Source organism: Sandarakinorhabdus oryzae, from assembly GCF_009733735.1.
Lineage (GTDB): Bacteria > Pseudomonadota > Alphaproteobacteria > Sphingomonadales > Sphingomonadaceae > Sandarakinorhabdus > Sandarakinorhabdus oryzae.
On record NZ_WNJP01000291.1, the window covers coordinates 1 to 1,962 of the forward strand.

General features: G+C 70.2%; 1 protein-coding gene and 1 pseudogene. Both read right to left on the reverse strand.

The features are described from left to right. The coding region (locus tag GJ693_RS15730; protein ID WP_207789972.1) for a sensor domain-containing diguanylate cyclase at nt 1-1,321 on the reverse strand (1,321 nt) is incomplete at its 3' end. 142 nt (nt 1,322-1,463) lie between these two features. Next, nucleotides 1,464-1,962, reverse strand: a pseudogene (locus GJ693_RS17175) (DNA replication/repair protein RecF); the annotation flags it as partial.

Consider the following 1,962-nt stretch of genomic DNA (forward strand, 5'->3'; position numbering starts at 1 on the left):
CATCGGCCAGCCGTGTGCGGCGCATCACCCGATCAGCGAGCGCGGCGCCGAACAGCACGTGGCGGCCGCGACCCTGGCGCTTGGCATCGAGCAGCGCCGCATCGGCATTGCCCAGCAGCTCGTGCGGGCCACAGCCGGCGGCCGGAAACGGCGCGATGCCGACCGACAATGACGGCGCATATCGGCTGGCGCCCAGCCGCATCGGCCGACGCAGCCGCGCCAGCAGCCGGGTCGCAAAGCCGTGGATCGCCGCCGGCGTCGCCAGCCCATGCACGATCAGGGCGAACTCGTCGCCCGACAGGCGCGCTGCGGTGTCGCCGGGCCGCAGCACGCGCTTCAATCGCCGCCCAACCAGCCGCAGCAGCGTGTCGCCGGCGGCATGGCCCAGGCTGTCGTTCACCGCCTTGAAGAAATCGACGTCGAACAGCACCAGCACGCCAGCCCGACCATGATCTGCCAGCGCCTCCAGCCGTTGCATCAGCACGTCGCGGTTGGCCAGCCCGGTGAGCGCATCCTCCTCGGCCCGGCGTCGCAATTCACGTTCGGCGCGCTTCAGCGGGGTCACGTCTGTCCGGATGGAAACGATGTTGCCGCTTTCCGAGATGGCGGTGCTGGCCTGCATGAACTTGTCATCGCGCAGGTGAAAGATGCGGTTGTAGCCACGCTCGCGGTGGCGGCGCAGATACTCGGCCACCCAGGCGGCGCGCTTTTGCGGCGGATCATCGGCGCTCACTTCCGGCACATAATGATTGGCCAGCACCTTGCGCGTGATGATGTCGGCCAGCCGTTCGCCCTGCACCATATATTGGCGGTTGCCGGGCAGGATGTCGCGATAGGCATCATTGACGAGGATCAGCCGTTCCTCGCTGTCATAGACGGAGAGCGCCGCCGGAATCCCGGTGATCACGTCGCGCAGCAGGGTTTCGGTGCGGGTCCTGAGGTCAAGCTCGCGCGCCGCCCGGGCCGCAGCCTCCTGGCGGACAGTGATATCCTCGAACGTGCCGATCAGCGCCTGGCTGTCGCCAACACCCTGCGCCGGCCGGCCGCGGGCGCGGACATGGCGGCGCTCGCCATCAGGGCGACGGATGCACAGTTCCAGATCCCAGGGCGTGCCGCTGCGCAGCGCCGCGTCCACCGCGTCGCTGATCATTGGGCGATGCGGGGGGATGTAGAAGTCGATGGCGCTGGCCAGATCAGGCTGGAAATCGGCCGACACGCCGTGGATGCGGCGGGTTTCAGCGCTCCACCACAGGCTGCCGCGCTCGGCCAGATGCCAGGCGCCGATGCCGGCCACCTGCAGCATCGGCTCGGCAGCGGCCAACAGGCGCGGGCTGAGCGGCCGCTCCCGCCCCGTCGGGGACGGAAACGGCAAGCCGGAGCCAAGCGGCCAGCTGCTTTCCGACATTCACGCGCCCTTCCCAAAGCCGCACCACTGGACGCTAACGGCGGCAGCGGAAGCGGCTTTACGGCGGCGCAGCCGGGCTGACTTGGCCGCCAGCCACGCTCAGCCAATGGCCTGCCACCCCGGCAAACAACGCCGGATCGGTGCCGGTCATCCAGGCCTGCACGCCCATCGCGGTCAGCCGGTCAAACAGCGCAGTGCGGCGGCGGGCATCGAGGTGCGCGGCGATTTCATCGAGCAGCAGGATTGGCGGCCGGCCGCTGCGCTGCGCCACCAGCGCGGCATGGGCGAGCACGATGGCGACGAGCAGCGCCTTCTGCTCACCGGTAGAACAATTGGCGGCCGGCATCGCCTTGGCGGCATGGGTCACCACCAGATCGGCGCGGTGCGGGCCTTCGATGGCGCGGGCAGCCGCCGCATCACGCGCCCGGCCACGGGCAAGGCGCCCGGCCAGATCGTCGGCATCGTTGCCGGTAAGGGAAATCAGCGGGCGCGCGAACGGGCCGTCGGGCGCGTCGGCCAGCGCGGCGGCAAGCGCGGCCACCGTATCGGCGCGGGCG